Genomic DNA, 23,433 nt, shown 5'->3' on the forward strand with positions numbered 1-23,433 from the left:
CAGCGACAGCACGCTGCCGAGCAGCCCGCGCGTGTAGTGGTGGGCCGGCGCCTCGACCAGGTCGGCGGTCACGCCGGTCTCCACGATCTGCCCGCCGTACATCACCACCACCCGGTCGGTGACGGCCGCGACCAGCGCCAGATCGTGCGAGACCAGGACCAGCGCGAAGCCCAGCTCCTCGCGCAGCCCGAGCAGCAGCTCCATGATCTGCGCCTGCACGGTCACGTCGAGCGCCGTCGTCGGCTCGTCGGCGACGATCAGCTTCGGGTCGCGGGACAGGGCCATGGCGATCAGGACGCGCTGGCGTTGGCCGCCGGAGAGCTCGTGCGGATAGCTGCGCAGGGTGCGGTCGGGGTCGAGGCCGACCAGGGTGAGCAGTTCGGCGGGGCTGCGCCGGCCCCCGCGCCGTACGACCTGCTTCAGCTGGGCGCGGATGGTCATCGCCGGGTTCAGCGAGGACAGCGCGTCCTGGTAGATCATCGCCATCTCGTGGCCGAGCAGCTTGCGGCGGACCCGCATCGGCTCGGTGAGCAGGGGCCGCTGGTTGAAGCGGACCTCGCCGCGCACCCGGGCGCCCTTGGGCTGCAGGCCCATGACGGTCAGCGCGGTCAGTGACTTGCCGCAGCCCGACTCGCCGACCAGGCCGAGCACTTCTCCGGCGCGCACCTCGAAGCTGATGCCGTCGACGATGTCCACGCCGTGGTGCCGGCCGGGGAAGCCGATGGCCAGGTTCTCGACGGCGAGCACCGGTCCACCGCCGGGCAGCGAGCGGGCGCGGGAGCGGAGCCGCAGGGCGGCTTCGGCGAGGCCGGGGAGCGGGGTGACCTTGCCGCTGCCGGGCTCGGGGGCCTCCAGGTGGTCCTGGGGGGTCTCGACCTCGCGCGGGGCCGGGGCCGCCCACGCGTCCGACACGCCCTCGGACAGGATGTTCAGCGACAGCACGGTCACCAGCATCAGCAGCCCGGGGAACACGGTCGCCCACCAGCCGCCGGTCAGCACCATGTTCTTGCCGTCCGCGATGACGCTGCCCCACGAGGGGTCCGGCGGCCGTACGCCGGCGCCGATGAAGGACAGCGACGCCTCGAAGACGACGGCCTCGGCGACCTGCACCGTGCAGAACACCAGGACCGGCGCGGCGCAGTTGACGGCCACGTGCCTGACGACGATGTGCGGGGTGCGGGCGCCGATGACCCGTTCGGCCGTCACATAGTCCTCGCCGTACTGGTCGAGGATGTTCGCCCGTACGACACGGGCCACCGGCGGCGTGAACAGGAACGCGATCGCGCAGATCAGCACCACGATCCCGCCGCCGAACACGGCGACCAGGACGGCGGCCAGCGCGATCCCCGGGAACGCCATCACCACGTCCAGGCAGCGCATCATCGTCTCGTCCACCGCTTTGCGGGAGGTCGCGGCGACCGCCCCGATCAGCGAGCCCACCAGCAGCGCGAGCGTGGTGGCGCCGAGCCCGATGGCGAGGGACCAGCGGGCGCCGTGGATGAGCCGGCTGAGGATGTCCCGGCCGAGGCTGTCCTGGCCCATCCAGTGCCCGGCGGAGGGATGCCCGGTGCCGTCGACGGGCGGCAGCTGTTCCAGCGGGTCGTAGGGCGCGGCCAGCGGCGCGAACACCGCCACCAGCACGACCAGCGCCAGGAAGCAGACGGCGATCTTCGACAGCAGTGGCAGCCGGCGCCAGCCGCGCAGCCGGACGCCGGGGCGGGAGAGCGCCTCGGTGAGGCTCTTGCGCGAGAACATCAGGCGGCATCCCTCAGTCGCGGGTTGACCAGCAGGTAGAGGATGTCGATGACGAGGTTGACGACCACGAAGCCGATCGCCGTGGTCAGGACGACGCCCTGGACGACGGCCGGGTCGCCGTTCTTCACGGCGTCGATCATCAGCTTGCCCATGCCGGGCAGCGAGAAGATCGTCTCGATGACGACCGCGCCGCCGAGCAGATAGCCGACGCGCAGCCCGAGCACGGTCAGCGGGTTGATGAGGGCGTTGCGCAGCACGTTCCGGCCGACCACCACCCGCGGTGGCAGCCCGCTGCCGATCGCCGTGCGGACGTAGTCCTTGTCCAGCTCCTCGACGACGGCGGTCCGCACGATCCGGGTCAGTTGCGCGGCGACCGGCAGGGACAGGGCGAGGGCGGGCAGCGTCATGGTCTTCAGCCAGCCGGTGACGGAGTCCCGCGGGTTGATGTAGCCGCCGGTCGGGAACCAGCCCAGGTCGACCGCCAGGTACTGGATCATCAGCAGCGCCAGCCAGAAGCCGGGCGCGGCGACGCCGGTCAGGGACACCACCCGGATGATCTGGTCCGGCAGCCGGTCCCGGTGGATGGCGGCGATCACCCCGCCGACCAGCGACAGCACCACCGCGATGCCGAGGCCCAGGAAGGTGAGCTGCATGGTGAGCGGCAGCGCGGTCATCACCTGGTCGACGACGTCGCCCCGGGTGAGCGCGCTGGTGCCCAGGTCGCCGTGGAGCAGGTCGCCGAGGAAGGCGACGTAGCGCACCGGCAGCGGGTCGAGCAGGCCGTGCTCCTCACGGAAGTCGTGCAGCTGCTGGGCCGTGGGGTTCGCGCCCTGGAAGAACGCGGACGCCGGGTCGACGTCCGAGAACCGCATCACCAGGAACACGAACAGCACGATGCCGAGCATCAGCGGCACGAGCAGCAGGACACGGCGGGCCAGGATCCTGACGACGGCGGCCACCGGCTAGGCCCACCTGGCCTGGAGGACGTTGATCCCGGGGTACGGCTGGGCCCTTATGCCGGCGAGGTCGCTCGGGTCCCAGGCGGTCATCAGCTCGTTGTGGACGACCGGGTAGAGCACCGCCTGCTGGGCGACGACGTCGACGTAGTCCTGGATCATCGCCTTCTTGCGGGCCGCGTCCGGCTCCCTGGTGGCCCGGTCCATGTCCTTGAAGAGCTGCCGGGCGACCGGGTCGCCGGTCCAGCGGGCGTACCGCATCCAGAGGTTCTCGGGCCCGTAGTTGTAACGCATGATCAGGTCGGCGTCGAGTCCGAACTGGTTGGGGTTCGAGGCGGCGGCCACCACCTGGTAGTCCCGCTTCTGGTCCATCTTGGTGAAGACGGCCGTGGTCTCCTGCGGCGACAGCGTCGTGCGCACCCCGATCGCGTCCCAGGACGACTTGATCGTCGGCAGGCAGTCGACGATCCAGCTGACGTTCACCGCGAGGATCTCGATCCGCAGCCCGCTGACCCCGGCCGCCTTCAGCAGCGCCCGCGCCTTGTCGGGGTCGTGGTCGTAGACGGTCTTGGCCCGCCGGTACGCGGGATTGGCCTCGTTGAGGAACGACGACGACGGCTTGCCGTGCCCCTTGAGCGCGACCTCGACCATCTGCTCGGTGTCGATGGCGTAGTGCAGCGCCTGCCGGACCCGTACGTCGTCGAACGGCTTGCGCGCGGTGTTGAACATCAGGAACAGGTTGTTCATCCCGAACCCGCCGGCCACCGTCATGCCGCCGCTCTCCAGCACGCCGATGTTGGCGTACGGGATGTTGTCCGCGATCTGCGCGCCCGCGCTGCCGCCGGAGATCTTGGCGACGCGGGGCGCGGCGTCGACGATGGTCAGCCAGTTCATCTTCTTGAAGGCCGGCCGACGCGGCCCGTTGTAGCCGGCGTACGCCTCGAAGGTGGTGTTGGACTTCGGGTGGTGCGCGGTCTGCCGGTAGGGCCCCGACCCCACGGCCAGCCCCGCGATCGCGTCGTTCCAGGCGCCCGGCCGCGAGAAGACGTGCTTCGGCATGATCTTCGCCAGGGTGAGCCGGGAGGCCCCTTCCGGGAAGGGGAACTTCAGTACCAGTTCGACGTTCCGCTCGTCGATCTTCCGTACGTCCTTCAGCCAGGGCTCGAAGAAGCCCTTGGCCAGGGTCTGGGTGTCCGGGTCGAGGATCCGGTCGAAGACGAAGACCACGTCGTCGGCGGCGACCGGCCTGCCGTCGTGGAACGTGGCGCCCGGGCGCAGGGTGAACTTCCAGGAGGTGGCGCCGAGGTCCGCGGGCACCCGGGTCGCCAGCGCCGGGTACGGCTCCCGGGAGATCGGGTCGGTGTCGAGCAGCCCCTCGTAGATGTGGTTGTTGGCGGCCATGCAGAACGCCGACGCCGTCTGCGTCGGGTCCCAGGTCCCGTCGTTCCCGTAGCCGATGACCGCCGTCAGTGTCCGGTTCGGTCCCTCGCCCCCGTCACCGGTGTCGTTCGTGGACTCGGGGCCCGCCGAACAGGCCGCCAGCGACGCCTGGACGGCGCAGGCCGCGCCGAGGGCGCCGGAGTGCTTCAGGAACGACCGGCGGTGCGGCGCCGGCACGTCGTGGGTCACGTCGCGCACGGGTCCTCCGAGGAGTGTGGGGGGAGGCGGTCGGATGAGTCCGCGTCACTCCGACGGCCGGCGACGCGTTCGGATGACGAGTCGGATGATGGGGAGATACGACGTCCTACGTCATGCGGTGTGCGCGACGATAGGAGTGGCCGTGGGGGTGGTCAAGAGACAGCACACGAATGGCGTATCAGCCACAGGTCGCACCAATGACTGTGCGAAATCAGGGGAGTTGACGCGGCGCGGCGCACGCCGCGACGGAGCCACCCGGCGCCCGTGACCGCCCGGACGGACCGTCCCCCGCGCTCGCCGTTCACCGTCATCGCGCCATCATCACCGCGCCGCGCGCCCCTGACGTGGAGGGCGCGCAGCGGGTGAGCCCAGTTCACTTCCGTGGCGGAGAGGCCCGACGGGCCCGCGGGCGCCGTTACGGCAGCGTCTGCGTGTAGTACGTGTCCTGGTCGGAGTCGTAGACCAGCCGGCCGCCCGCGTCGTACTCCTTGACGTGCGGAGACCTCGTGACCTGCTGGTTCAGCTCACCGGCGGCGACGTACCAGCCGCCGTCCAGGACCGCCTCGCGGGTCTCGTCCCCGTAGGAGACGGTCACCCGGCGCACGGACGGCTCGACCGTGCCGACGCTCGCCCAGCGGAACGGCAGCCGCCAGTCGCCCCGGTCGATGATCGACTGCATGCGGAGCTTGTGCGCGTTGATGTCGGGCATCACGACCGGGGCGTCCGGGATGGCCTGATCGCCGCTGCCGACGTTCACCCCGGAGACCGCGCCGTCCTTGATGTTGCAGATCAGCCGGGTTCGCGGGCCCTTCTCACGGATCGCGACCACGAAGTGGCCGTCGCCGGGGGCGTTGCTGTCGCCGGTGCTGCGCATGGCGAGCAGGATCCGGTAGTCGGCGGGCTCGCCGAGGTATCCACCCCCCGCGCCGCCCGTGTGGTACTCCAGACAGTCCTTCAGCCCCGCGGCTGCCGTGGCCTTGTCGACGCCGTCCAGCAACTGACCCTCCGTGGCCGGCCCCGAAGGCCGGACGGCGTCGCGGAGGGCGTGGGCGCCGGTGACGGCGGGGCCGTGACGGACGGACTCGGCGCGGCGGTGTCCGCCCTGCCCGTACCGCCCGTCGAACTCCTGCTCGGTCTTGTCGTCGTGGCTCACCTGGTGCCTCCCTGCCCACTCGGCGTGCGGCTGCGGAGGGACCCGTCCATCGCCCGCGTGAGCCCCGGATACCTGCGCAACTTCTCCAGACCCTTGGCCGCCTGGCTCTTGACCGTGCCGGGGGAACAGCCGAGCACCTCGGCGACCTCCGCCTCCGACAGGTCCTCCCAGTACCGCATCACCACCACCGCCCGCTGCCTCGGCGGCAGCCCGCCGAGCGCGCCCAGCAGCGCGCTGCGCTCGTCCGCCCGCCGCACGGCGTCGTCACATCCCGCGCGCTCGGGCGGCGACGCGGTCAGCGCCTCGGCCACCCGCCGCTTGCGGAACCGGTCGCTGTTGCAGCTGACGAGCATGACGAATTCCTGGAACTGGGCCTCTTGTTCGGCCTGCATCGAGCACCCCTCGCCCTCCAGACCACCACTTGTGCGGAATCGGTTGCCCGGACGGGGCGAAGACGTTCGAATGACTCCATGACGACGGCGGGCCGGTGGGACGAGCGGATGTCTGGCGTGCTCCGGCTGCCCTCGGGCCGCCTGGTCCGTGGCCGGGGGCTGCGGCGCCCCCTCGACCCGTCGGCGCCCGGGCCCTCGTACGGCCTCTATCTCCTCGGCAGGCCGCCGCAGGTCTTCTCCTGGGAGTCCCGCTGGATCCACTGGCCCGACTTCCGTCTCCCCGCGGACCGGGCCGACGCCCGGGCGGCCCTGACGGGGGCCTGGCAGCGGGCCGCCGACGAGCGCGTAGAGATCGCGTGCGGCGGCGGGCGCGGGCGGACGGGGACGGCGCTGGCCTGCCTGGCGGTCCTGGACGGCGTACCGCCGGAGCGGGCCGTCGCGTACGTCCGGGCGCGTTACGACCGGCGGGCGGTGGAGACGCCCTGGCAGCGGCGGTACGTGCGCGGGTTCGGCGCGCCGTGAGGTCCCGGCGCCCCATCAAGGGCGACACGGCGCGCGGCGAGCGCACCGAGGCCGTCGGCGGGCGTGGCGGGGGGTGCGGGGTGACCATGGGCGAGGAGGTGCGCGCATGGAATGGACCCTTGAGGTGATCGTCGTGCCGGTCACCGACCTGGACCGGGCCAAGGCCTTCTACCAGGACCGGTGCGGATTCCACGCCGACATCGACGCGTCGTCCTTCGAGAGCGTCGGCCGCTTCCTCCAGCTCACCCCGCCCGGCTCCCGCTGCTCCATCGTGCTGGAGTCCGGCATGCCGGACTCGCCGGGGCAGCCCCGGATGGCTCCCGGCGCCATGCAGGGCCTCCAGCTGTGTGTCACCGATATCGAGGAGGCCCGGGCCGAGCTCGCCGGACGCGGGGTCGAGGTGACCCCGGTCCTGCACGTGACCGACTCCGGCTGGGCGCCCGGCCGGGGCGAGGAGAAGTGGAACGCCTTCCTCTTCTTCCAGGACCCCGACGGCAACGGCTGGGCGATCCAGGAGGCCCCGGAACCCCTGGACCGGCGGTGACCTGGGCGCAGTACCGGGATTCCGCCGAGTGTAGAGGCAGTGCGTGGCCGGGGGGTCGCAAAGAGTGAAACCCGAAGGGGTCGGGGAACCACACGGTGATGCAATTGCACACCGCACTGGAAAAGGCCGGAAGCCGATGAAGTCGAAGAAGCCGCCGCAGCCGCCGATCGGCTCGTACGTCGTGGACACCCGCAGCGGGAAGGTGGGGATCGTCATGGGGCACGAGGGGCCGTACGTGCAGCTGAGAGCCGTGGGCGGCGGGAAGGAGTGGGACTGCGATCCGGACGCCCTGCGCACCGCGACCGCGGCGGAGCGGCTCAGCGCGGCGACGGCCTACGCGAACGCCCGCAGCCGGGGCGAGGTCCCTTGAAGGAGGCCCCGCCGGCCTAGGAGACAATGTCGGCATGAGCCTGTTCCGCGACGACGGCATCGTGCTGCGCACCCAGAAGCTGGGTGAGGCCGACCGGATCATCACGTTGCTCACGCGGGGGCACGGGCGGGTGCGGGCCGTGGCGCGGGGCGTGCGGCGGACGAAGTCGAAGTTCGGGGCCCGGCTGGAGCCCTTCTCACACGTCGACGTGCAGTTCTTCGCGCGGGGCAGCGAGCTGATCGGGCGCGGGCTGCCGCTGTGCACGCAGAGCGAGACCATCGCTCCGTACGGCGGCGGCATCGTGACCGACTACGCGCGGTACACCGCCGGCACGGCGATGCTGGAGACGGCGGAGCGGTTCACGGACCACGAGGGCGAGCCGGCCGTGCAGCAGTACCTGCTGCTGGTCGGCGCCCTGCGCACCCTCGCCCGCGGCGAGCACGCCCCGCACCTCGTCCTGGACGCCTTCCTGCTCCGCTCCCTCGCCGTCAACGGCTACGCCCCCAGCTTCGGCGACTGCGCCAGGTGCGGAATGCCCGGACCCAACCGGTTCTTCTCGGTGGCGTCCGGCGGCTCGGTCTGCGCCGACTGCCGGGTCGCCGGGAGCGTCGTACCCTCACCGCAGACCCTGGAACTCCTCGGCGCACTGCTTACGGGAGACTGGGAGACCGCGGACGCGTGCGAGCCGCGGCATGTGCGGGAGGGCAGCGGGCTGGTGTCCGCGTATCTGCACTGGCATCTGGAGCGCGGGCTGCGCTCCCTTCGGTACGTGGAAAAGTAAGAGCTGAGGGAGACGAGAAGCACATGGCCGTACGCGGGTTCCTGGGGCGCCAGCGGCGCGAGTACCTGACGCCCGAGCCGCATCCGTCCGGTGCCCGCGCGCCGAGGCTGCCCGGCGAACTGATCCCCCGCCACGTGGCGATCGTCATGGACGGCAACGGCCGCTGGGCCAAGGAGCGCGGGCTGCCCCGCACCGAGGGGCACAAGGTCGGCGCCGAGCGGGTGCTGGACGTGCTCCAGGGCGGGATCGAGATGGGCGTCGGCGCGATCTCGCTGTACGCCTTCTCCACCGAGAACTGGAAGCGCTCGCCGGACGAGGTGCGCTTCCTGATGAACTTCAACCGCGACTTCATCCGCAAGACCCGCGACCAGCTCGACGGGCTCGGCGTCCGGGTGCGCTGGGTGGGGCGGATGCCCAAGCTGTGGAAGTCGGTCGCCAAGGAGCTCCAGATCGCCCAGGAGCAGACGAAGGACAACGACCGCCTGACGCTGTACTTCTGCATGAACTACGGCGGCCGGGCCGAGATCGCCGACGCGGCACAGGCGATCGCGGAGGACGTGAAGGCCGGGCGCCTGGACCCGTCCAAGGTCAATGAGAAGACCTTCGCGAAGTACCTCTACTACCCGGACATGCCCGACGTCGATCTGTTCCTGCGCCCCAGCGGCGAGCAGCGCACCTCCAACTACCTGCTCTGGCAGAGCGCCTACGCGGAGATGGTCTTCCAGGACGTCCTGTGGCCGGACTTCGACCGCCGCGACCTGTGGCGGGCCTGCGTGGAGTTCGCGTCCCGGGACCGCCGCTTCGGCGGCGCGATCCCGAACGAGGAGCTGCTGGCGATGGAGGGCAACCAGCCGTAGGGCGACTGTGGACGGGGCCGGGGCGCCGAGCGCCCCGGTCTCAGTTCCGCCCGGCCGTCGCGCAGGTCGCGCAGTCCGCGCAGGTGCCGAAGATCTCCACCGTGTGGGCCACGTTGACGAAGCCGTGCTCTGCGGCGATGGCCTCCGCCCAGGTCTCCACCGCGGGGCCCTCGACCTCGACGGCCTTTCCGCAGCCGCGGCAGACGAGGTGGTGGTGGTGTTCGTCGCTGGAGCAACGGCGGTAGACGGACTCGCCGTCGGAGGTGCGCAGGACGTCGACCTCGCCGGCGTCGGCGAGGGACTGCAGGGTGCGGTAGACCGTGGTGAGCCCGACGGAGTCGCCCTTGTGCTTGAGCATGTCGTGAAGCTCCTGAGCGCTGCGGAACTCCTCGACCTCTTCCAGGGCAGCCGCCACAGCGGCGCGCTGCCGGGTGGCGCGGCCCTTCACGGGCGGTCCAGCGGTGGTCACCGGTTGCCTCCTTGCCTCTGCGTCTGCCGGGCCATTGTGCCAGCCCGGACCCCGCGCGGTCAGACGCCGACCTCGTCCCCGGACCCACGGGTGGCCGGAATCGCACACTCCGCCGGATCCCCGGCCGGCTGCGCCGCGGTCAGTGCCCGCGCGCGCCGCCGGGCCAGCGGAGCCGCCAGCACGGTCAGCACGACGAACGCGCCGATCGTCAGCAGCACGATGGTCGCACCGGGCGGAACGTCCTGGTAGTACGAGGTGACCGTGCCCCCGAGAGTGACGGTCACACCCAGGGCGACCGCGATCGCGAAGGTCGCCGCGAAACTGCGGGTGAGCTGCTGGGCGGCGGCCACCGGGACCACCATCAGCGCCGACACCAGCAGCAGGCCGACCACCCGCATCGCCACGGTGACCGTCACCGCCGCGGTGATCGCCGTCAGCAGGTTCAGGGCCCGCACCGGCAGCCCCGTCACCCGCGCGAACTCCTCGTCCTGGCTGACCGCGAAGAGCTGCCTGCGCAGCCCGATCGTGACCAGGACGACGAAGGCCGCGAGGAGACAGATCGCGGTGACGTCCGACTCGCTGACCGTCGACAGCGACCCGAAGAGGTAGGAGGTGAGGTTCGCGTTGGAGCCGCTCGGCGCGAGGTTGATGAACATCACGCCGCCGGCCATACCGCCGTAGAAGAGCATGGCGAGGGCGATGTCGCCGCGGGTGCGGCCGTACCAGCGGATCAGCTCCATGAGCACCGCGCCGAGCACGGAGACCAGCGTGGCCATCCACACGGGCGACCAGGAGAGCAGGAAGCCCAGGCCGACGCCGGTCATGGCGACATGGCCGATGCCGTCGCCCATCAGGGCCTGGCGGCGCTGCACGAGGTAGATGCCGATCGCGGGGGCCGTGACGCCGACCAGGACCGCGGCGAGCAGGGCCCGCTGCATGAAGGCGTAGTCGAGGAAATCCATCAGCTCAGCAGTCCTGTGCGGATCGGTCCGGCGTCGTGCGCCGCGTGCGGGTGGACGTGGTCGTGGCCGGGCAGCGCGTGCTGGCCGACGGCCTTCGGGGGCGGGCCGTCGTGGGTCACACAGCCGTCGCGCAGGACGACCGCACGGTCGATCAGCGGCTCCAGCGGGCCCAGCTCGTGCAGGACGAGCAGGACCGTCGCGCCGGCGGCGACCTGCTCCCGCAGGGTCCGCGCGAGCACCTCCTGGCTGGCCAGGTCGACGCCCGCCATCGGCTCGTCCATGATCAGCAGCTCGGGTTCGGAGGCGAGGGCGCGGGCGATCAGCACGCGCTGATGCTGGCCCCCGGAGAGGGCGCCCACGGAGTCCTTGGCCCGGTCGGCCATGCCGACCAGCTCCAGGGCCCGGCGCACGGCCTCGTGGTCCGCCCTGCGCAGCAGGCCGAAGCGGGCCCTGGACAGCCGGCCGGAGGAGACGACCTCCGTCACCGTGGCGGGCACACCGCCCGCGGCCGTGGTGCGCTGTGGCACGTACCCCACCCGGGCCCAGTCGCGGAAGCGGTGCCGCGGCGTCCCGAACAGCTCGATCGTGCCGGCGCCGACGGGCACCTGCCCGATGACGCTGCGCACCGCGGTCGACTTGCCCGAGCCGTTCGCGCCCAGCAGCGCGACGACCTCACCGCGGCCGACGGTCAGGTCGATGCCGCGCAGCACGGGCCGCGAGCCCAGTTCGGCGCGGACGCCGCGCATGGATATGACGGACTCGCTCACAATGCGGCCTCCGTAACGGTCACTTGGCGCCGAGGGCGGTCTTCAGCGCGGCGAGGTTGGACTCCATGACCTGGAAGTAGTCGTCGCCCTTGGACTTGTCGGTGATGCCCTCGAGGGGGTCGAGCACGTCCGTCCTCAGGCCGGCGTCCTTGCCGAGGGTCCTGGCGGTCCGGTCGCTCACCAGTGTCTCGTAGAACACGGTGGTCACGCCGTCGGCCTTGGCCTCCGACTGGAGTTCCTTGATCCGGGCCGGGCTCGGCTCGGACTCCGGGCTGATGCCGGAGATCGCCTCCTGGGTCAGGCCGTAGCGCTCGGCGAGGTAGCCGAAGGCGGCGTGGTTGGTGAAGAAGACCTTGCTCCTGGTGTCCTTCAGGCCTTCCGTGAACTTGCTGTCGAGGCCGTTCAGCTTGCCGACCAGCGCCTCCGTGCCGGCCTTGTAGTCGGCCGCGTGGTCCGGGTCGGCCTTCTCGAAGGCGGCGCCGACGCCCTTGGCGATCTCGGCGTACTTCACCGGGTCGAGCCAGACGTGCGGGTCGAGGGGGTGCTCACCCTCCTCGGCGTGCTCCTCGCCCTCGTGTCCGTCGTCGCCCGCGTGGTCGTGCTCGACGTCGCCGTGGTCCTCCAGCGTGGTGAGGGAGGCGGCGTCGATCTTCGGCTGCACGTCGGCCTGGCCGACGGCCTCGTCGACGGAGGGCTGGAGGTTCTTGAGGTAGAGGACGGCGTCCGCCTCCTGGAGCTGCGCGGTCTGCTTGGCGCTGATCTCCAGGTCGTGCGGCTCCTGACCCGGCTCGGTCAGGGTGGTGACGTTCACATGTTCGCCGCCGATCTGCTCGGCGAGGAACTGCATCGGGTAGAACGAGGCGACGACGTCGAACTCGTCCGTGCTGCCGGCGGCCGTGTCGTCGCCGGAGCAGGCGGAGACGGCTGTGAGGCTGAGGGCGGCCAGCGCTGCCGTGGGTATCAGGCGTCGTCGTATGTTCATGAGAGTCATTTTCAACAAAACTGGAAACCGTTGTCAACAAGCTGCGGATTCGGTTTCGGGGGGAGCCCCGATTTGGTTCAGGGGGAGTGCGCGCCGGTAACCTGAATCATTCGCTGGAAGCATCTCGCTTCGTCGCCCGTCGTCGTAATGAAGAGAGCACCGTGGCCGCCGACAAGATCGACACCATCGTCAGCCTGAGCAAGCGCCGTGGCTTCGTTTTCCCCTGCAGTGAGATCTACGGCGGCCAGAAGGCCGCCTGGGACTACGGACCGCTGGGTGTCGAGCTCAAGGAGAACCTCAAGCGTCAGTGGTGGCGCTACATGGTGACGTCGCGCGAGGACGTCGTGGGTATCGACTCGTCCGTCATCCTGGCCCCCGAGGTCTGGGTCGCCTCCGGCCATGTCGCCACCTTCACCGACCCGCTCACCGAGTGCACCTCCTGCCACAAGCGGTTCCGCGCGGACCACCTGGAGGAGGCGTACGAGGAGAAGAAGGGCCGCGTACCCGAGAACGGCCTCGCCGACATCAACTGCCCGAACTGCGGCACCAAGGGCCAGTTCACCGAGCCCAAGCAGTTCTCGGGCCTGCTGTCGACGCACCTCGGCCCGACCCAGGACAGCGGCTCCGTCGCCTACCTGCGCCCCGAGACCGCGCAGGGCATCTTCACCAACTTCGCCCAGGTGCAGACCACCTCGCGCCGCAAGCCGCCGTTCGGCATCGCGCAGATGGGCAAGTCCTTCCGCAACGAGATCACGCCCGGCAACTTCATCTTCCGCACCCGCGAGTTCGAGCAGATGGAGATGGAGTTCTTCGTCAAGCCGGGCGAGGACGAGACGTGGCAGGAGTACTGGATGGAGCAGCGCTGGAACTGGTACACCGGCCTGGGCCTGCGCGAGGAGAACATGCGGTGGTACGAGCACCCCAAGGAGAAGCTCTCCCACTACTCCAAGCGCACCGCTGACATCGAGTACCGCTTCCAGTTCGGCGGCAGCGAGTGGGGCGAGCTGGAGGGTGTCGCCAACCGCACCGACTACGACCTCGGCGCCCACTCCAAGGCCTCCGGCCAGGACCTCTCCTACTACGACCAGGAGGCCCAGGAGCGCTGGACGCCGTACGTCATCGAACCCGCGGCCGGTGTCGGCCGGGCGATGCTCGCCTTCCTGCTCGACGCCTACGTCGAGGACGAGGCGCCCAACGCCAAGGGCAAGATGGAGAAGCGCACCGTGCTGCGCCTCGACCACCGCCTCGCCCCGGTGAAGGTGGCCGTGCTCCCGCTGTCGCGCAACCCCGAGCTGTCGCCGAAGGCCAAGGGCCTCGCCCAGGCGCTGCGCCAGAACTGGAACATCGAGTTCGACGACGCCGGCGCCATCGGCCGCCGCTACCGCCGCCAGGACGAGATCGGCACGCCGTACTGCGTGACGGTCGACTTCGACACCCTGGACGACAACGCGGTGACCGTGCGCGAGCGCGACACCATGAAGCAGGAGCGGATCTCCCTCGACCAGATCGAGGGTTACCTGGCCACGCGTCTGATCGGCAGCTAGCCCGTAGGCACCGCGCCGGGACGCCGGACGGACCGACTCGCTCGGTCCGTCCGGCGTTCGTCATTGGTCCCCGGTACAGGTGCCCGAGTGGTCCTGTGACGGGGGCCACCGCGTCGGCAGGGTGGGTCCATGAGCATCGCGTTCCTGCTGACCACCCTCGTTGTCGTCGTCACCCCCGGCAACCGTCCCGCACGTGCTGGCCACCGTCACCGGCGTCGCCTGTCTCCTCCACATGGCCTGGGCGACGGTGCGGGAGAAGGGCGCGATCGACGTCGGCCAGGAGGGCGCGGCGTCGGTCACCCCGGGGCGGGTGATCGTCCGGGCCGTGCTGATCAACCTGCTCAACCCGAAGGTGACGATCTTCTTTTTCGCGTTCCTGCCTCAGTTCGTGAGCCCTGCCGAGCCGCACGCGGTGCCCGGATGCTGGCGCTGGGCGGCGTGTTCATGCTGGTGACCTTCGTGCTGTTCGCCGCCTTCGGGCTAGTCCTGCTGGGGGTGACTCAACGTCCTTGCAGCGACCTGACGTTGTCGCCGAAGGTCCAGTTCTTCGAGCCGTCCCAGTTGACCGACCAGGTCATCAACCCCTTGAGACCGCCGCCGTAGTGCCGCCAGGCCTGGGCGACCAGGGCCGGTGACATGTGGCCGCCGCCCGCGCCGGGCTGTGCGGGCAGGCCGGGCACCTGCTTGTCGTAGGGCACCCGGATGGTCGTTCCCCTGGATCACGAGCCACCTTCACGCCCGTGTCCATGCCGTCCTCCCACAGCGCGGTGCCGTCGGAGCGGATGACCGGGAAGGCCGCGTTGATCACGTTGTAGCCGTGCGCGCCGATCCGGGAGTCGGTGATCGGAGTCCAGCCGAAGGGCGGGTGGACGCCGTTGGCGGCGCCGTCCCAGTTCTCCCAGTAACCCTGGAGGACCTTGCCGCCGGGCTTCGACTTCACGGCGCAGGTGTCGGCTGCGGCGGCGGGCGCCGCGACCGGGAGCTGGATGAGACAGGCGGTCGCCAGTGCGGCGGCCAGCAGGCGCAGGGCGCGGCGGACATGCGAGGCCTCCCGGTGGGGGTCGGGGGTGACAGCTGACAGATGTTGAAATCTGTCAGCTGTCATGTCAAGGTGGAGCCATGACGATGCACACCCGCACTCTCGGAACCACCGGCCCCCGCGTCTCCGCCCTCGGCCTCGGCTGCATGGGCATGTCCGCGCTCTACGGCGACGCGGACCGGGCCGAGTCCATCGCGACCATCCACGCCGCCCTGGAAGCCGGCGTCACGCTGCTGGACACCGGCGACTTCTACGGCATGGGTCACAACGAGATGCTGATCGGCGAGGCCCTGCGCGCCGCCCCCGCGGCCCGGCGGGACCAGGCGCAGATCAGCGTGAAGTTCGGAGCCCTGCGCGGCCCGGCCGGTGACTGGATGGGCTACGACGCCCGCCCGGCCGCCGTGAAGAACTTCGCCGCCTACTCCCTCCAGCGCCTCGGCGTCGACCACATCGACGTCTACCGGCTCTCCCGGCTCGACCCGGGCGTGCCCGTCGAGGAGACGGTCGGCGCCATCGCCGAACTGGTCGAGAAGGGATACGTCCGGCACATCGGCCTCAGCGAGGTCGGCGCCGGCACCCTCCGCCGGGCCGCCGCCACCGCCCCGATCTCCGACCTGCAGATCGAGTACTCGCTGATCTCCCGCGGCATCGAGGCCGAGATCCTGCCGACCGCCCGTGAGCTCGGCATCGCCGTCACCGCGTACGGCGTGCTCTCCCGCGGGCTGATCTCCGGGCACTTCACCGCCGACCGGCAGCTCGCGGCGGGCGACTTCCGGGCCATGTCGCCCCGCTTCCAGGGCGAGAACCTCCAGCACAACCTGAACCTGGTGGAAGCGCTGCGCAAGATCGCCGAGCAGAAGGGCGTCAGCGTCGCGCAGATCGCCATCGCCTGGGTGCTCTCGCGTGGCGAGGACATCGTGCCGCTGGTCGGCGCCCGCCGCCGGGACCGGCTGGCCGAGTCGCTGGGCGCGCTGGACGTGCGGTTGGACGAGGCCGACCTGCGCGCGATCGAGGAGGCCGTCCCGGCGGACGCCGCCGCCGGGGAGCGCTACTCCGCGCAGCAGATGGCGCACCTCGACAGCGAACGCTGATCCGGGCTCACGGTACGGTCACCTCATGCCCCCGACCAGCGAAGCCCTGACCGCCGAGCGCATCCTCGAGACGACCGAGGAGGTGCTGCGCCGGCACGGTCCGGCCAAGGCCACCGTGGTCGACGTGGCCCGTGCGCTCGGCGTCAGCCACGGCAGCGTCTACCGGCACTTCCGCACCAAGGCGGCGCTGCGGGAGGCGGTCACCAAGCGGTGGCTGGACCGTACGTCCGAGGTGCTGGCCGGGATCGTCGCCGAGGACCGGGACCCGGAGGGGCGGTTGCGGGACTGGCTGCGGGGGCTGTTCGACGCCAAGCGCCGCAAGGCGGGCGACGACCCGGAGCTGTTCGCGACGTACATGGTGCTGACCGGCGAGAGCGGCGAGGCGGTCCGGGAGCACATCGAGGAGCTCACCGCCCAGTTGGCCCGCATAGTCGAGGCGGGGGTGGCGGAGGGAGCCTTCACCGCCGCCGACCCGGAGGTCACCGCGAGCGCGGTCTTCCAGGCCACCGGGCGTTTCCACGACCCCTGCCACGCCCCCGAGTGGGCGCGGCCGGGCGTGGAGGCGGACTTCGCGGCGGTGGTGGAGCTGGTGGTGCGGGGGCTGCGGGCCTGACCCCGGTGGGTCAGGCCCCGGGGTCCACCGTGGCCTGATGCGCCTCCGCGAGGTGCTCCTGTGCTTTCAGCCAGGGCAGGAACTGCGCGCCCCGGCGCCAGCCGCACGTGTCGCATCTGATCGTGCGCTGCACCCCGGTGCGCTCGACGTGGACCACGTGCTCACGTCCGTGCTGATCCCACCGGCTGACCTTGCTCGTGTCGATCTGCGACATGACACCTCCAGCGTCCGGTCCGGCGACCTGTTCGTCCGGCTGTCTCTTCGCGCAGCAAGGAGTGTGCAGCAGGATCGACATCAACGGGGATCTCTTCACACCGAGTTGGCCAAGCTGTGCCCTCCGGTGCGGCGAGGGGGGCCGGCCCTAGGCCCGCTCCGCGACCCCCACCACCTGTCGCACCTCACCCGGCTCCAGCCGCTCGGCGGTCCGCTCGGCCGTCCCGCGGGCCCACCGCCCGCTGGTCAGCACCCCGACCACCAGCACGGCCGCACCGCACAGCACGAGCACCCACCACCCCGGCCGGGCGGCCGTGACGAACGCCTCCCGGTACGACGACGCCCCGATCCCCGCCGCCAGCACCGCACCCACCACCGCGACACCCAGCGTCTGACCGAGCTGGCGGCTGGTGGAGGCGACGGCGGCGGCCACGCCGGCCTGGGCCCGCGGCATCCCCGACACCGCCGTGTTCGTGATCGGCGCGTTCACGAAGCCGAAGCCCACCCCGAACAGCACGTACCCGACGAACAACGTGACGTCGGACGTCTCGCCCTCGAACCCCGCGAACAGCACCGCGCTCGCCGTCATCGCCAGCCCCGCGATCAGCAGCGGCACCCGCGGCCCCCGGCTCCCCACCAGCCGCCCGGCCAGCGGGGCGCAGAGAAACGTCGGCACGGCCATCGGCAGCATCCAGAGCCCGGCGTGCAGCGCGTCCAGCCCTCGGACGTTCTGGAGGTACAGCGTCGACAGGAACAGGAAGCCGCCCAACGCCGCGAACGCGCTGACCGCTATCACCGTCGCCCCGCTGAAGGGCGCCGAGCGGAAGAACCGCAGGTCGATCAGCGGCTCGGCACGCCGTGGTTCGTAGGCGAGCAGCCCGAGCAGCGCGGCGACCGCCACCGCCGCGAACGGCAGCACCGTCGCGAGCCCGGCGCTCGGCGCCTCGATGATCGCGTAGGTCAGCGCCCCGAACAGCGCGATCACCAGCAGCTGGCCCACCGGATCGGGCCGCCGGGCCTTCGGGGCGCGGGACTCGGGGACGTACCGCAGTGTCAGCAGCAGGGCGGCGGCGCCCACCGGCAGGTTGACCCAGAAGATCGCCCGCCAGCTCACCGCCTCCACCAGCAGGCCGCCGACGAGCGGGCCCATGGCCATCGATATGCCGACCACCGCGCCCCACACGCCGATCGCACGGGCGCGCTCGCGCGGGTCGGTGAAGGTGTTGGTGATGATCGACATGGCGACGGGGTTCAGCATCGAGCCGCCGACCGCCTGCACCATGCGGAAGATCACCAGCGTGTCCAGGTCGGGTGCCACCGAGCAGAGCGCCGAGCCGATGGTGAAGACGATCAGGCCCGCCATGAAGACCCGCTTGCGGCCGATGCGGTCGGCCGTGGAGCCGGCGAGCATCAGCAGGGAAGCGAGGACGAGGGTGTAGGCGTCGATCGTCCACTGGAGCCCCGACGTCCCGGCGTGCAGGTCGTCCTGCATCGAGGGCAGGGCCACGTTCAGGGCGGTGTTGTCCAGGCTCACGATCAGCAGGCTCATGCAGCAGATGGCGAGAACCAGCAGACGTCGGCGTGGGCTGAGCTCGGGCATGGACTCCATCGTACGCCGATTTCGATAGTGCGGTTAACTAACGAACTTTGCGAACTGATTGCACGGCACAATGGGGGAATGCCCACGCCCCTGCAGATCGGCCCGCACACCGTCCAGCCGCCCGTCGTCCTGGCCCCCATGGCCGGGATCACCAACGCGCCCTTCCGCACCCTGTGCAGGGAGTTCAGCGGTGGCAAGGGCCTGTTCGTGAGCGAGATGATCACGACCCGGGCGCTGGTCGAGCGCAACGAGAAGACCATGCAGCTGGTCCACTTCGACGAGAGCGAGCGGCCCCGGTCGATCCAGCTGTACGGCGTGGACCCGGCGACCGTCGGCAAGGCCGTCCGCATGATCGCGGACGAGGGCCTGGCCGACCACATCGACCTGAACTTCGGCTGCCCGGTGCCGAAGGTGACCCGCAAGGGCGGCGGCTCCGCGCTCCCGTACAAGCGGAACCTGCTGCGCGCCATCCTGCGTGAGGCGGTCACCGGCGCGGGTGAGCTGCCGGTCACGATCAAGATGCGCAAGGGCATCGACGACGACCACATCACCTACCTCGACGCCGGCCGGATCGCCGTCGAGGAGGGAGTGAGCGCCATCGCCCTGCACGGCCGCACCGCCGCGGAGCACTACGGCGGCACCGCCGACTGGGACGCCATCGCCCGGCTGAAGGAGCATGTGCCGGAGATCCCCGTGCTCGGCAACGGCGACATCTGGTCGGCCGGGGACGCGGTGCGGATGGTGCGGGCGACCGGCTGCGACGGTGTCGTGGTCGGGCGCGGCTGCCTGGGGCGGCCGTGGCTGTTCGCCGATCTGGTGGCCGCCTTCGAGGGGCGCGACCAGGACCTCGTGCGTCCCGCCCTGCGCGAGGTCGCCGACACCATGGTCCGGCACGCGACCCTGCTCGGTGAGTGGATCGGTGACGAGTCGCGCGGCGTCATCGACTTCCGCAAGCACGTGGCCTGGTATCTCAAGGGCTTCGCGGTCGGCTCGGAGATGCGCAAGCGCCTCGCGATCACGTCCTCGCTCGAGGAGCTGCGTGCCGGGCTGGACGAGCTGGACCTCGACCAGCCCTGGCCGGCCGGCGCCGACGGGCCCCGCGGTCGTTCGTCCGGCAACAACCGCGTCGTGCTGCCGGACGGCTGGCTGAAGGACCCCTACGACTGCGCGGGCATCGGCGAGGACGCCGAGCTGGACACCTCCGGCGGCTGATCAGCCGGTCCGGCTCCGGTCAGCCGTCCCACGTCCGGTCAGTCGGTCTTCCTCGACGGCGTCGAGCCGTACGCCGTCAGGAAGCGGTCCCGGAAGTCGCTCATCTTCCAGACCGGGGCGTCCTGCGCGGGGCGCAGCCCGTCCGTCCAGCCCCAGCCCGCGATCCTGTCCAGCACCTCCGGGTCCTTGGCGACGATCGACACCGGCACGTCCCGGCTGGCGCGGTGGCCGCTGACCCGGGCGATGGGCTGGTGGTCGCCGAGGAAGACCAGGACGGTGTCCTTCGTGCCGTACCGCTCCAGCCACTGGGTGAGGCTGGTGACGGAGTACTGGACGGACTTGCCGTACTCCTCCTTGGAGCGGTCGCCATCGGCGATGATGTCCGACGGCTTCGTGCCGGCCTGCTGGATCGGGCCGAAGAGCGAGCCGTCGCCGAGGTCCTCCCAGTCGACCATCCTCGGCAGCGGCGACCAGGGCTGGTGACTGGACGTCAGGATGATCTCCGCCATCAGCGGCTTGTCGCGCTTCTTGCCGTGCTGCAGCCGCTGGAACGCCTCCAGCGCGTACTGGTCCGGCATGGTCGACCAGCTGAACTTCGGCCCCTTGTAGCCGAGTTCGTAGGCGTCGTAGACGTTGTCCAGCCCGTAGAACCTCGCCTCCGGCCAGCCCTTCTGCACACCCGGCATGACGCCGACCGTCTGCCAGTCGCCGGTCTTCTGGAACGCCTTGGTCAGGGTGAGGTGGTCACCGGAAGTGACGGTCCGGTAGCGCTGCTGGCTGTCGATCCACAGGCCGGACAGGAACGTGGAGTGGCCGAGCCAGCTGCTGCCGCCGTAGGTCGCCGACGTCAGCCATCCGCTCTTGGAGGCGAAGCCGGCCTCGGTGAGCGACTCGGTCCCGGAGTCCAGGGTCCGGCGGACGCCGGGGGCGATGCGGGGGTCCTCGAGGGCGCTGCGGCCGTAGCTCTCGATGAACGCGAAGATGACGTCCTTGCCCCGCAGATCCGGCACGAGCTGCTCGCCGGGTGTCGCGCCGAAGATGTCGCTGCGCGCCTCCCGCTCGAACGCCGCCTCGTCCCGCAGCGTCGCCTGCACCCGCCGCGCCTGGACCTGCGCCAGCACCGAGGCGTGGTCGGTCGCGAGCGGCAGCGAGCCGACCTGGAGGCCCAGCGCGGACGCCAGCGTCCAGACGACGGCGGCGGCGAGCGTGGCGCGGACGGCGACCGTGCGGTGCCGGGCGAGCACGTTGCTCAGCCGGACCGTGGCCAGCGTCATCACCGCGAACACCAGGACGACGAGGAGGAGCGCGCCGACGGCGAGCGCCGTGGCGCCCGCGCCACCCATCGCGTCCTCCATGTACGCCTGGGCGTCGTCGAGCAGGCCCCAGTCGAGGACCAGGTTGAAGCCCCGGCCGAGGTACTCGTAGAAGCCCATGTCGAGCACGTTCAGCGCGGTCAGAGTGGCGAGGCCGAGCCCGGCCAGGACGGCCGTCACCAGCCGGGGGCGGCGCGGCAGCACGAGCAGGACGGCGGCGCCGATGATCGCCTCGACCGGGAGGCGGAGGAACTTGGCCGGGGTGACGGTGTGCAGGGTGTTGGGCAGCAGCAGCGCGCACAGCACCAGGACCGCGGAGATCGCGGTGGCCACGTGGCGGACGACGCGGACCGCGGTGGGGTGGGCGGCGCGCCATCGTGCGAGGCGGCCGGTGGGGGCGTCGTGTTCCGGGGTGTCCGCGGCGGCGTCCGGTGCGGTGTCCGGTGCGTCATCGGTCGTTCGCGGTTGACGCGTGAAGACAGCCACCCGAGGGTCCCTCCGTACGAAAGCGCCGAAAAGCGGCGGACCCGGCGTGGGGGAACGGGTCCGCCACCCTCACGTACGGCCCGCCGCCCCGTCGCGTTCAGCGCACACAGGAAATATCACCGGCGCCGGGACGTCACGCGCCCCCGACCGCGGTCAGCAGGGCCAGCGGTGCCGCCGCAGCCCGTGCCTCGCGCACACACGCGTGCGGGTACGGCACCGGCTCGGCGTGCGTGTCCCGGCCGTACCCGGCGACCACCTCGGGCAGCCGGTGCCCGGTCGCGGTCGCCGCGTCGACCAGCGCGTGGGCGACCGTGCGGGCCTCGTCGTGCAGTCCGTAGCGGGCCAGGCCCAGGGCGATCAGCGCGTTGTCGTGCGGCCAGACGGAGCCGCGGTGGTACGACAGCGGGTGGTACGCCGGTTGCCCGGCCGCCAGCGTGCGCACCCCCCAGCCGGAGAAGAAGTCCGGCTCCAGCAGGCGCCGGCCGACGGCCTCGCCGTACTCCTTGTCGAGCAGCCCGGACCAGAGCAGATGCCCGGCGTCCGAGGCCAGCGCGTCCAGCCGGCGGCCCTCTCCGTCCAGGGCGAGGGCGGGGAAGGAGCGGTCCGGCATCCAGAAGTCCCGCTGGAAACGGTCCCGCAGATCAGCGGCCGCCTGCTCCAGCAGCGCCGCGTACGTCCGGTCCTCCCACACCGTGCGGGCCAGCCAGGCCGTGCGGCGCAGCGCGTCGTACGCGTAGCCCTGTGCGCCCGCCGCGGCGCGAGGACTCCGCCCCGGCGGCGGGACCGTATGCGACCGCGCGCCGTGCCGGCCGGTCGGTGAGGTGCGCGGTGCGATCCACTCGGGGCTCCCCGGAAGACGTCCGGCCGGCCGGTTCGGCCCCGGCTACCGTAGAGTTACGCCTATTTAACACGCAAAACTCACTATGTAATGCAGGGTTGGGAAACACAAGGGGGTGCGCATGTCCGGACGCAACACGACTCAGGCCAGCGCCGGCGAACTGCTCGGGCTCGTGCGCAGCGGCCGCGCCACCACGCGGGGGGCGCTCCAGCAGGCCACCGGCCTGTCCCGGGCCACCGTCGGCCAGCGCCTCGACCGCCTCTTCCGCGCGGGCTGGCTGCGCGAGGGCGCCGGCGGCCCGGTGGACTCCCCGCTCGGCGGCCGCCCCGCCATCACCCTGGAGTTCGACGACGATCACGCGGTCGTCCTCGCCGCCGACCTCGACACCCGCCACGCCCGCGCGGCCGTGCTCTCCCTGACCGGCGAGATCCTCGCCGAGCACGCCGGCACGCTGGTCGTCGAGGACGGCCCGGAGTCGGTCCTCGGCGAACTCGGCCGGTGGTTCGCGGAGTTGCTGCGGCAGGCCGGCCGCGGCGCCGACGGCGTGTGCGGCATCGGCCTCGCGGTCCCGGGCCCCGTCGACACCGACACCGGCCGGGTGGTCCAGCCCCCGATCATGCCGGGCTGGGACGGCTACGACATACGCAGCCGTCTGGCCGGGGCGTTCACCGAGCACACCGGCGCCGGTCCCGTTCCGGTCCTGGTCGACAACGACGCCAACCTGATGGCCTACGGCGAACAGCGCACCGGTCACCCCGGCTGCTCGGCGTTCGTCCTCGTGAAGGTCTCCACCGGCATCGGCGCGGGCGTCGTCGTCGACGGCTCGGTCTACCGGGGCGTCGACGGCGGTGCCGGGGACATCGGCCACATCCGGGTGCCGGAGGGCGCGGACGCCCTGTGCAGGTGCGGTTCCTACGGCTGTCTGGCCGCCGTCGCGAGCGGAGGCGCCGTCGCCCGGCGGCTGGCCGAGGCCGGTGTGCCCGCGGCGTCCGGGTCGGACGTGCGGGAGCTGCTGGCGGCGGGGCACCCGGAGGCAGTGGGCCTGGCGCGGGAGGCCGGGCGCCGGGTCGGGGACGTGCTGGCGACCGTCGTGACGCTGCTGAACCCGGGGGTGCTGATGGTGGCCGGGGATCTGGCCGGAATCCCCTTCCTGACCGGAGTACGGGAGCTGCTCTACGAGCGGGCGCTGCCGCGCTCAACGGCCCGGCTGGACATCCTGACCTCGCGGCTCGGGGAGCGGGCAGGGCTGGTGGGGGCGGGTGCGCTGGTCGTGGAGCACCTCTACGCCCCGGAGCGGGTGGAGGAGCGACTGCGGGCACTGGGCGTGTGACAGGCG

The 23,433-nt window shown here is 71.4% G+C and carries 22 protein-coding genes and 3 pseudogenes; 11 read left to right on the forward strand and 14 right to left on the reverse strand.

Features of this window, described 5'->3' with window-relative positions:
- The 5 genes from AB0O67_RS23500 to AB0O67_RS23520 all read right to left on the reverse strand — a co-directional run.
- Nucleotides 1–1,755: dipeptide/oligopeptide/nickel ABC transporter permease/ATP-binding protein (locus tag AB0O67_RS23500; protein ID WP_365453192.1), on the reverse strand; the 1,755-nt coding region annotated here is incomplete at its 3' end.
- Nucleotides 1,755–2,714 (reverse strand): ABC transporter permease, encoded by a 960-nt coding sequence (locus AB0O67_RS23505; protein ID WP_365453195.1) that lies wholly within the window; start codon nucleotides 2,712–2,714, stop codon nucleotides 1,755–1,757. The genes AB0O67_RS23505 and AB0O67_RS23500, both read right to left, overlap by 1 nt.
- 3 nt (nucleotides 2,715–2,717) lie before the next feature.
- Nucleotides 2,718–4,349, reverse strand: a complete 1,632-nt coding sequence (locus tag AB0O67_RS23510; protein WP_365453198.1) for an ABC transporter substrate-binding protein — start codon at nucleotides 4,347–4,349, stop codon at nucleotides 2,718–2,720.
- Nucleotides 4,350–4,764: 415 nt separating this feature from the next.
- On the reverse strand, nucleotides 4,765–5,502 hold the full coding sequence (locus AB0O67_RS23515; protein WP_365453201.1) for a hypothetical protein: 738 nt from the start codon (nucleotides 5,500–5,502) through the stop codon (nucleotides 4,765–4,767).
- Nucleotides 5,499–5,894 (reverse strand): sigma-70 family RNA polymerase sigma factor, encoded by a 396-nt coding sequence (locus tag AB0O67_RS23520; RefSeq protein ID WP_365453204.1) that lies wholly within the window; start codon nucleotides 5,892–5,894, stop codon nucleotides 5,499–5,501. The genes AB0O67_RS23515 and AB0O67_RS23520 overlap by 4 nt, the downstream gene beginning before the upstream one ends.
- Before the next feature lie 78 nt (nucleotides 5,895–5,972).
- Here AB0O67_RS23520 and AB0O67_RS23525 point away from each other — a divergent pair, with 78 nt between their 5' ends.
- The 5 genes from AB0O67_RS23525 to AB0O67_RS23545 all read left to right on the forward strand — a co-directional run bounded on the left by AB0O67_RS23525 (nucleotide 5,973) and on the right by AB0O67_RS23545 (nucleotide 8,968).
- Nucleotides 5,973–6,416, forward strand: a complete 444-nt coding sequence (locus tag AB0O67_RS23525; RefSeq protein WP_365453207.1) for a protein phosphatase — start codon at nucleotides 5,973–5,975, stop codon at nucleotides 6,414–6,416.
- A 106-nt stretch (nucleotides 6,417–6,522) separates the two neighbouring features.
- Entirely contained in the window at nucleotides 6,523–6,960 is a 438-nt protein-coding gene (locus AB0O67_RS23530) for a VOC family protein (RefSeq protein WP_365453210.1), read from the forward strand.
- A gap of 136 nt (nucleotides 6,961–7,096) precedes the next feature.
- Entirely contained in the window at nucleotides 7,097–7,330 is a 234-nt protein-coding gene (locus AB0O67_RS23535; protein ID WP_365453213.1) for a hypothetical protein, read from the forward strand.
- Between the two features lie 34 nt (nucleotides 7,331–7,364).
- Nucleotides 7,365–8,111 carry a DNA repair protein RecO gene (gene recO / locus AB0O67_RS23540; RefSeq protein ID WP_365453216.1) on the forward strand — a complete coding sequence of 249 codons (747 nt, stop codon included), beginning with the start codon at nucleotides 7,365–7,367 and terminating at the stop codon, nucleotides 8,109–8,111.
- Between the two features lie 23 nt (nucleotides 8,112–8,134).
- Nucleotides 8,135–8,968, forward strand: coding sequence for an isoprenyl transferase (locus AB0O67_RS23545; protein ID WP_365453219.1), 834 nt, complete (start codon nucleotides 8,135–8,137; stop codon nucleotides 8,966–8,968).
- Between the two features lie 40 nt (nucleotides 8,969–9,008).
- Here the strand turns inward: AB0O67_RS23545 and AB0O67_RS23550 are convergent, their stop codons facing one another.
- From AB0O67_RS23550 to AB0O67_RS23565, 4 genes are read right to left on the reverse strand one after another with little or no spacing between them, the layout of a single operon-like run.
- A complete protein-coding gene (locus AB0O67_RS23550) occupies nucleotides 9,009–9,437 on the reverse strand; it encodes a transcriptional repressor (protein ID WP_365453222.1) in 429 nt (142 codons plus the stop codon).
- A 59-nt stretch (nucleotides 9,438–9,496) separates the two neighbouring features.
- Nucleotides 9,497–10,399, reverse strand: coding sequence for a metal ABC transporter permease (locus tag AB0O67_RS23555; protein WP_365453225.1), 903 nt, complete (start codon nucleotides 10,397–10,399; stop codon nucleotides 9,497–9,499).
- The gene (locus AB0O67_RS23560; protein WP_365453275.1) at nucleotides 10,399–11,169 is read right to left on the reverse strand and encodes a metal ABC transporter ATP-binding protein; all 771 of its coding nucleotides are present in this window, start codon (nucleotides 11,167–11,169) and stop codon (nucleotides 10,399–10,401) included. The genes AB0O67_RS23555 and AB0O67_RS23560 overlap by 1 nt, the downstream gene beginning before the upstream one ends.
- Nucleotides 11,170–11,185: 16 nt before the next feature.
- On the reverse strand, nucleotides 11,186–12,148 hold the full coding sequence (locus AB0O67_RS23565) for a zinc ABC transporter substrate-binding protein (protein WP_365453228.1): 963 nt from the start codon (nucleotides 12,146–12,148) through the stop codon (nucleotides 11,186–11,188).
- Between the two features lie 161 nt (nucleotides 12,149–12,309).
- On the opposite strand from AB0O67_RS23565, the gene AB0O67_RS23570 reads away from it, so the two are divergent.
- Nucleotides 12,310–13,692, forward strand: coding sequence for a glycine--tRNA ligase (locus tag AB0O67_RS23570; RefSeq protein WP_365453231.1), 1,383 nt, complete (start codon nucleotides 12,310–12,312; stop codon nucleotides 13,690–13,692).
- A gap of 129 nt (nucleotides 13,693–13,821) precedes the next feature.
- A pseudogene (locus AB0O67_RS23575) lies at nucleotides 13,822–14,178 on the forward strand (LysE family transporter); the annotation flags it as partial.
- Nucleotides 14,179–14,192: 14 nt separating this feature from the next.
- Here AB0O67_RS23575 and AB0O67_RS23580 read toward each other — a convergent pair.
- A pseudogene (locus AB0O67_RS23580) lies at nucleotides 14,193–14,698 on the reverse strand (hypothetical protein).
- Between the two features lie 119 nt (nucleotides 14,699–14,817).
- On the opposite strand from AB0O67_RS23580, the gene AB0O67_RS23585 reads away from it, so the two are divergent.
- Nucleotides 14,818–15,822 (forward strand): aldo/keto reductase, encoded by a 1,005-nt coding sequence (locus AB0O67_RS23585; RefSeq protein WP_365453278.1) that lies wholly within the window; start codon nucleotides 14,818–14,820, stop codon nucleotides 15,820–15,822.
- Between the two features lie 25 nt (nucleotides 15,823–15,847).
- Nucleotides 15,848–16,435, forward strand: coding sequence for a TetR family transcriptional regulator (locus tag AB0O67_RS23590; protein WP_365453234.1), 588 nt, complete (start codon nucleotides 15,848–15,850; stop codon nucleotides 16,433–16,435).
- A gap of 10 nt (nucleotides 16,436–16,445) precedes the next feature.
- On the opposite strand, the gene AB0O67_RS23595 is transcribed toward AB0O67_RS23590, so the two are convergent.
- Nucleotides 16,446–16,649, reverse strand: a complete 204-nt coding sequence (locus AB0O67_RS23595; protein ID WP_365453237.1) for a hypothetical protein — start codon at nucleotides 16,647–16,649, stop codon at nucleotides 16,446–16,448.
- 147 nt (nucleotides 16,650–16,796) lie between these two features.
- A complete protein-coding gene (locus tag AB0O67_RS23600) occupies nucleotides 16,797–18,248 on the reverse strand; it encodes an MFS transporter (protein WP_365453240.1) in 1,452 nt (483 codons plus the stop codon).
- A 78-nt stretch (nucleotides 18,249–18,326) separates the two neighbouring features.
- On the opposite strand from AB0O67_RS23600, the gene dusB reads away from it, so the two are divergent.
- Entirely contained in the window at nucleotides 18,327–19,460 is a 1,134-nt protein-coding gene (dusB, locus tag AB0O67_RS23605; RefSeq protein WP_365453243.1) for a tRNA dihydrouridine synthase DusB, read from the forward strand.
- A 38-nt stretch (nucleotides 19,461–19,498) separates the two neighbouring features.
- On the opposite strand, the gene AB0O67_RS23610 is transcribed toward dusB, so the two are convergent.
- Entirely contained in the window at nucleotides 19,499–21,259 is a 1,761-nt protein-coding gene (locus AB0O67_RS23610; RefSeq protein WP_365453246.1) for a CDP-alcohol phosphatidyltransferase, read from the reverse strand.
- 133 nt (nucleotides 21,260–21,392) lie between these two features.
- Nucleotides 21,393–22,013 (reverse strand): annotated as a pseudogene (locus AB0O67_RS23615) (aminotransferase); the annotation flags it as partial.
- A gap of 205 nt (nucleotides 22,014–22,218) precedes the next feature.
- Between AB0O67_RS23615 and AB0O67_RS23620 the strand changes: the two are divergent.
- Nucleotides 22,219–23,427 (forward strand): ROK family protein, encoded by a 1,209-nt coding sequence (locus tag AB0O67_RS23620; protein WP_365453249.1) that lies wholly within the window; start codon nucleotides 22,219–22,221, stop codon nucleotides 23,425–23,427.
- The last annotated feature ends 6 nt before the right edge of the window (nucleotides 23,428–23,433 follow it).

It is taken from the genome of Streptomyces sp. NPDC086077, from assembly GCF_040686175.1.
In the GTDB taxonomy this organism is placed as follows: domain Bacteria; phylum Actinomycetota; class Actinomycetes; order Streptomycetales; family Streptomycetaceae; genus Streptomyces.